At 28.7% G+C, this 6,129-nt stretch carries 8 protein-coding genes; all 8 read left to right on the forward strand.

From position 1 onward, the window contains the following. Nucleotides 1–429 precede the first annotated feature (429 nt). The 8 genes from JMO20_RS04395 to JMO20_RS20270 all read left to right on the forward strand — a co-directional run bounded on the left by JMO20_RS04395 (nucleotide 430) and on the right by JMO20_RS20270 (nucleotide 5,924). Entirely contained in the window at nucleotides 430–1,026 is a 597-nt protein-coding gene (locus tag JMO20_RS04395; RefSeq protein WP_202708324.1) for an AbiTii domain-containing protein, read from the forward strand. A 111-nt stretch (nucleotides 1,027–1,137) separates the two neighbouring features. Next, complete coding sequence (locus JMO20_RS04400; protein WP_202708325.1) at nucleotides 1,138–1,320, forward strand: hypothetical protein; 183 nt, start codon at nucleotides 1,138–1,140, stop codon at nucleotides 1,318–1,320. Between the two features lie 198 nt (nucleotides 1,321–1,518). Next, nucleotides 1,519–1,803 carry a hypothetical protein gene (locus JMO20_RS04405; RefSeq protein ID WP_202708326.1) on the forward strand — a complete coding sequence of 95 codons (285 nt, stop codon included), beginning with the start codon at nucleotides 1,519–1,521 and terminating at the stop codon, nucleotides 1,801–1,803. Between the two features lie 20 nt (nucleotides 1,804–1,823). After that, nucleotides 1,824–2,231 (forward strand): hypothetical protein, encoded by a 408-nt coding sequence (locus tag JMO20_RS04410; protein WP_202708327.1) that lies wholly within the window; start codon nucleotides 1,824–1,826, stop codon nucleotides 2,229–2,231. Between the two features lie 132 nt (nucleotides 2,232–2,363). Continuing rightward, nucleotides 2,364–3,866, forward strand: coding sequence for a hypothetical protein (locus JMO20_RS04415; protein ID WP_202708328.1), 1,503 nt, complete (start codon nucleotides 2,364–2,366; stop codon nucleotides 3,864–3,866). A gap of 253 nt (nucleotides 3,867–4,119) precedes the next feature. Further along, on the forward strand, nucleotides 4,120–5,013 hold the full coding sequence (locus JMO20_RS04420; protein WP_202708329.1) for a hypothetical protein: 894 nt from the start codon (nucleotides 4,120–4,122) through the stop codon (nucleotides 5,011–5,013). Nucleotides 5,014–5,453: 440 nt separating this feature from the next. Then, entirely contained in the window at nucleotides 5,454–5,699 is a 246-nt protein-coding gene (locus JMO20_RS04425; RefSeq protein WP_202708330.1) for a hypothetical protein, read from the forward strand. Nucleotides 5,700–5,795: 96 nt separating this feature from the next. After that, on the forward strand, nucleotides 5,796–5,924 hold the full coding sequence (locus JMO20_RS20270) for a hypothetical protein (RefSeq protein ID WP_279380053.1): 129 nt from the start codon (nucleotides 5,796–5,798) through the stop codon (nucleotides 5,922–5,924). Nucleotides 5,925–6,129: the final 205 nt, after the last annotated feature.

Consider the following 6,129-nt stretch of genomic DNA (forward strand, 5'->3'; position numbering starts at 1 on the left):
AACCATACTAGTGTTAATAATATATGGATTTATTTTAGTTGATAGAAATTTAAAACCGACAATCATAGTTATGTCTGAGGTTAAAGTGAGAATTACGTTATCGCTACTGGTAAGATTATGTTATGTTATAGCTTAGAATAGTTGGAATATACATAAAGGGGGAGTGCCTAAGGGCACTGTTTTTAGTTTTTTGGAATGACAAATTAATATTAGTCAATAGCAAAATTCGACTTTTAAGAAGGTATTTAGTCGTTAATATAGAAAATTATAGTAATACAATATTTGTAAATATTTAATACCTTTTGTATAATCTATATTAAAATATTAGAACCTTTAAGTGTATTTTATGTCAATGCATAAATATTAACTACAAAGTGCTACAAATAAAGTGTTAATTAAAATTACATATAAGAAATATGGAGGGATTAAATGAATTCTATTATTATTGATTTACAAAGAGAGGCGCTTGATTCTTCACAAAGTGTTACAGAACTTTTAAGAAAAGCATACGTTGTTGCAAGAAAGTTAAAAGTTAAGGAATTGAAAGACTGGATAGACAGTGAATTAAATGGACATAAATGTAAGTATGAAGATATTCCTGAATATAGAAATGTAAATGGAGAAACAAAAGGTTGGAACCCTTATAGGGGTTGGATACCACTACTGATTGATGATACTAAGATATCTTCCTTACTTTCTTCAAGAAAACTACCTGATCCAATAACAAATCTTGAAGCATTAATCAATAGTGATTTCGATCGATTAACTGTTACTTTTAACGCTGAAATTCGTAGACAGCTATCAGAATGGACACAATTTGATACTGATTATAAGATGTTGTTCAGTAAAACACAAGTACAGTCAATTATTGAATCAGTTAGAAATATTGTTTTAGAATGGGCATTGAAACTTGAAGAAGAAGGAATTTTAGGTGAAGATATGAGTTTTAGTGAAGATGAAAAGAGTAAAGCAAAAGATATGAATTACACAACAAATAATTTCTATGGTAATGTTACAAATTCATAGATTCAACAAAACAACTCAAACTCAAGTCAATATCAAGATATTGAATATATAGAAAAAAAAGAGGTTGAAAAGATAATTGTTTCATTAAAAGATAATATAGATAAAATTGGATTGAAGAAGGATGAAGTTCAAGAAATAAAAACTCAAATTGAAATTCTTAGATCTATTAAAGAAAGTAAGAAAATAAAAAGAAGTATGGTTAAAGAATGTTTGAGTAGTGTGAGAAATATTTTAGAAGGTATTACTGGAAATGTTGTTGCAGCTGGTTTAGTATACTTAATTTCACAAATTTGATTATTTTGTAAATAACATTGTTTAATACTATTTTGTGTAAAAGTACTCTAAGGAATGAAATCTTAAGGTGATGAGCATTATACCTTCTTATGGGGAGTAAGCTCCTCAAAAAAGGTATTCTTTTGGGTCCAATTCTTAGGCGTCTTATTGACAAAGGTATTATATGCCACAGAGTGATGATTTAAAGGAGGAAAGATTGTGAATGAAATATTACTTTCGGGTATTTCTGCACTATTTGGAGGAATTGTAACTTATATATTTTCTAAACTTGATCAGCGAAAAAAGGATAAAAAGGAAAAAGCTAAGATATTAGAAGATTTACGAAGAAATAGACCAGAATTTACAGTAGTTAATATGGATAATCATTTTGAATATCCAGGTTACAAGACAAAAACTAGGACATGTAATTTAGAAGTATACGTTGCGACAATTGAGGACATGAGGTTAGTGAAGAAGACGTCTATGCAAAATATGATAGATTAATATTAGATAAAGATCTATGGGTGTGTAGAGAGTATACGATAAAAAATGTCGGAAAGACACCAGTTTATGAAATAGATATCATTTCTAATTTTCAGAAGGATACATGCGTATTCAATGTAGATTTATTAGATGAAGGAATACTTGAACTTGGTGTTTTGAATTATCATGTGCTTTATGATAGAAGAGTTGGGCCTGAGGAAAGTTTCTTACTGAAGCTATGTTATAGCAAAAATAAGATTCGAACAGGCATGCTTTCAGCATCTCTTGAAATTGGGATGAGAGATGATCGTGGCAATTACTGGATGCAACCATTTTTTGCTCCAGATGACAAACTTTATAAAAGTTATGGTGTTTCATACAAACAATATAGAAAAAGGATTTTGTCAGATATAGCAATCGAGTGTTTTAAGAAACCCTATTTGTGGTAGATAAATTTCACAAATATAGACTCCCTTTAAATCATATAAAAACTAATTGACTATACGGTATGTAACAAAGAAGGATAATATAAATAGTTAACTAGATGAACGTTATTTTAAATTTATAAAGGAGGCATAAAAATGTTTTTTTCTGAGCAGTTTAACATTGATACAGAATTAATAAGAGCATATGGAGCAATAGATATTTCTTTGGTTTGTGATTTACCTTTATTTGTTGATCCAATGCTTATCTTTAATAGCAATAAGTCTGAATACAATGAACTCCATAAAGAGATTATACGTTATTTTCACTTTTTATATGTAAAAGCAAAGCAAGGCTTATCCTCAAAAGAAGTAAATGCATGGTTTAATTTTAGTGAAGTACCTAACAACTGGTTAGGGTATTCGTTAGTTGGGAATAAAGGTCTAGCATTAGGAAAAAAATATGCAGAATTTTTATATAAGAATATAGGATTTGCACTTGATACAAATGGTATTTCTAAAAGTCAACATATTGAAAAAGCTATGCTGCTGTACGATGGAAGTGGTAAGGACAAGATAAGTGATCTAACTGTAAATCTTATAAAAGGATTTCTTTGTGAGTATACTGAGAATTTTGCAAAGAATTATATTAATCCTAATATGTGTAAAAAATTACCTGTTGAAAAAGCATACTTTAACTATGATACAGAAAGTTTTGTAAGTAAAGAGTACACATTACCTTATATCTATAACCAAAAAGGTCAAATAGAATACATCTTGCTAACTCCATATGATATGCTCCGTGAAGACGAACCAGCTATTAATAAAAAAGATTTCTACAATAGTCACGAGCGTATTCGTGCTACAATAGAAAATGATAGTTTGAGGGCTTATGTAAATAATTATATTAGACAAGCTGTACTGCAATATGAAGAAAAGCAAAGAAGTAATAAAAAACCTATCAGAGAAAAATCAATACAAAAAATAGAAAAGAATGCATTTGAAGAAGTAGTTAAAGAATATCCTGAACTTTATGACTATTACATTAAACTAAGAGAAGCAGATACAGATGAAATCAGACTTCAGTGTATGAATGAGTTAAATGAACAGCTAGAAAAACTATTGATATCTTCAAAGAATTTAATTTCAATTTTTAATCAAAGTGAATATTCGATAGAAGAGAATTTATCGGCTAGAGAAGAAGCTAAAAGACGATTAAAGTTTTTTAAACATATTATTGAAAACTGTGACGGATATAAAAATTTATACGTAAAGGGAAAACAGATAGCAAGGGAAAATGATCTTCAAAGATTATTCCGTTTCGTTTGGTATGGTACAAACTATAAGGTGAATTCAGAACCCAATAATGGTAGAGGTCAAGCAGATTTTATTATTTCAATGGGGCAAAAGAATCAAAATATAATTGAATTTAAACTAGCAAGCAACTCAAAACTTGATCATATATTTACCCAAGTTAAGATATATGAGAAAGCTAACTGTGCAGATGGTAGCTTAATTGCTATTTTTTACTTTACAGAAAGCGAATATCGTAATTCTAAGCAAGTAGTAGAGAATGCTGGTTACAAAAACGAGCTAAATAAGTCTATCTATTTGATTGATTGTAGGGATGATAATAAACCTTCAGCTTCGATAGCAAAATGAAAACATACAAAGGTATATTTAAAGTAGCAATGAAAAATTGTTAATTTGCAATTAATAATGTTAAGTTTAAGTTACTCTCTAGTTTAGAGAGATTTCATGCATCCTATAACATAGTATTTAAAACAGTCCACGAAAAGTATGTGAACTGTCCAATATACTAGAAGCGTTATGAAGCCATCTTTTAAAATTAATATTGCTAAAATCATTATCATAAAAAGTAATTTATTTATTTTTAATAAGAGGAGAATAATTTATGAATACAACATTTAATCAAAGAATTGGATTAGATAACTTAAAGAGTATAAGTAATGATTTTCCACAAGAATCAAGGAATGCCTTATTTTGTATAATATCAGAGTTTGTTGCTGAGGATGCTGTTAGAGGTCTTTGGACATCGATTAGAAAAGAAATCTACAGGTCTAGTCGTAAAGAGTTTCACGAAGTTGATTCTAGTGAAGTTCAAAAAGATGTTAAATGTGTTCTTGCTGACATGAGATGGGACAAGGTATATGTTTTTTGTGAAAGATTTTATAAGAATTTATTAAAAGAAATTGTTGAGTATGGTTTTAATAATGATGAAGAAATTGTTGAAACGGAAGCAGAAGTAAAAGACAGATTTGAAGAAGAAGTGAACAATATTCTGTGTGAAGATAATATTGAATTTGAATTTAAAAAAGGTGAATTTTTCAGACGAGGAAGAGCAATAACTCAAAAGAATACTCAAAGAGTAGGAAGTATTTTGACTGATAAAAAAATGTATAAAGTTAAAAAGCACTATAATAAGGCACTTAATTTTTTTAGAGATTATGAGAAACCTGATTATGAAAATACAATTAAAGAATCAATATGTGCGCTTGAATTAGCCCTAGAAATATTAACTGGCGAAAATACATCAAAAGATTTTGCAACCAATATACAAAAATATCAAGGTAAAGCTTATGACAAAATACCTTCGCCTATTACACAAGGAATAATTAAAATATTCGGATATAGGGGGCGTGCTGATGGTGTTGCACATGGTATTGATAAAGGCTTAAGGGTAAGTGAATTTGAAGCAGAGCTAATGTTAAATATCACGGCTTCGTATATTACCTATCTATATGATTTTTTTACAAAATTAGAAGACTTAGATTGTATTCCATTTTAACAACTCATGAATTATCATTATATAATATATAATCACCAACATGGCCGACAAGAACCACTTCAGTAACTGTCGCACCGTTATGTGAAATAAGTTGAAAAAAGGAAAATCAAATGTTAATAAATAATTACTTTGAAAAGCAGTAATATATAGATTTTCTAGATTAAATGAATATGATAAAAAAATTTGTAAGTATTCTACAAATTATACACTAGATGAAGCTCAAAAATGGGGCAACATTTCTCAGTTTTGAATCAGTATATATTAATGTTGATTTTTGGGGTTAGTATTTTAATAATTCCAGCTAGGATAAGAAAGTTACAACAATCAATAGTCATACATATTTTGGAGGTATAGAAAAATTATGAATTCATTTGCAGAAGTATTAAAAATTTTTTTAGAAAAGCATTTTATTCCTACAGTAATTGCAATTGTGATTTCACTTGTTTCATACTTATTTTGACGACCCAGAAGAACACTTTGATTGGGTTATTGATGGGAGTAAGATATTAATTCAAGTAAAGAACAATAGTAGAAAAGGTAAAAATTCAATTGAATATTTTGAACTAAGCAATGAAGCACACTGTGCAGCCAGAGCAAAGCATGCAATATATGAAGATAAGAAATTCGATTCTGAAACAGAAAATTATTTAATGGATATAACTGGATACAAGAAAAAATCAATATAAAATAAACATTATAAATTAATTGGAATTATAATTATAATCCATAGTCAACTGTACAACCCCTACCATCATATACATATCCTAAAAGAGACTATGTATATGAACGTACCTTTAAGCATCGAACAAAAGAAGGCTATAGCTCAGATACTAGCTGATATTATATATGAAGAAATGTTAAAAGATGCAAAAGCAAAGTATGAAAAACTGGTGGTGATAAAAATTACATAGAATAAAAATTGATAAGGATAGTATGAGTATACATTAGGTCTATGAGGAATTAATATTAAACATATTCTCACTGGACAAAATATCATATTCATCCCCATTACATATAATGTAGAGGGGGTGTTTTTGTTGAGGCGAAAAGGGGGATCTAGTAAAGGACTATTCCTTATCATAGTAACCATACTAGTGTTAATAATATATGGATTTA

The organism is Sporosalibacterium faouarense, from assembly GCF_016765695.1.
Classification (GTDB): Bacteria; Bacillota; Clostridia; order Tissierellales; family VENL01; genus Sporosalibacterium; species Sporosalibacterium faouarense.

Coding starts and splice junctions, on each gene's coding strand:
- JMO20_RS20270 (WP_279380053.1), top strand. CDS start 5,796: ATGAACGTACCTTTAAGCATCGAACAAAAGAAGGCTATAGCTCAGATA.
- JMO20_RS04420 (WP_202708329.1), top strand. CDS start 4,120: ATGAATACAACATTTAATCAAAGAATTGGATTAGATAACTTAAAGAGT.
- JMO20_RS04395 (WP_202708324.1), top strand. CDS start 430: ATGAATTCTATTATTATTGATTTACAAAGAGAGGCGCTTGATTCTTCA.
- JMO20_RS04415 (WP_202708328.1), top strand. CDS start 2,364: ATGTTTTTTTCTGAGCAGTTTAACATTGATACAGAATTAATAAGAGCA.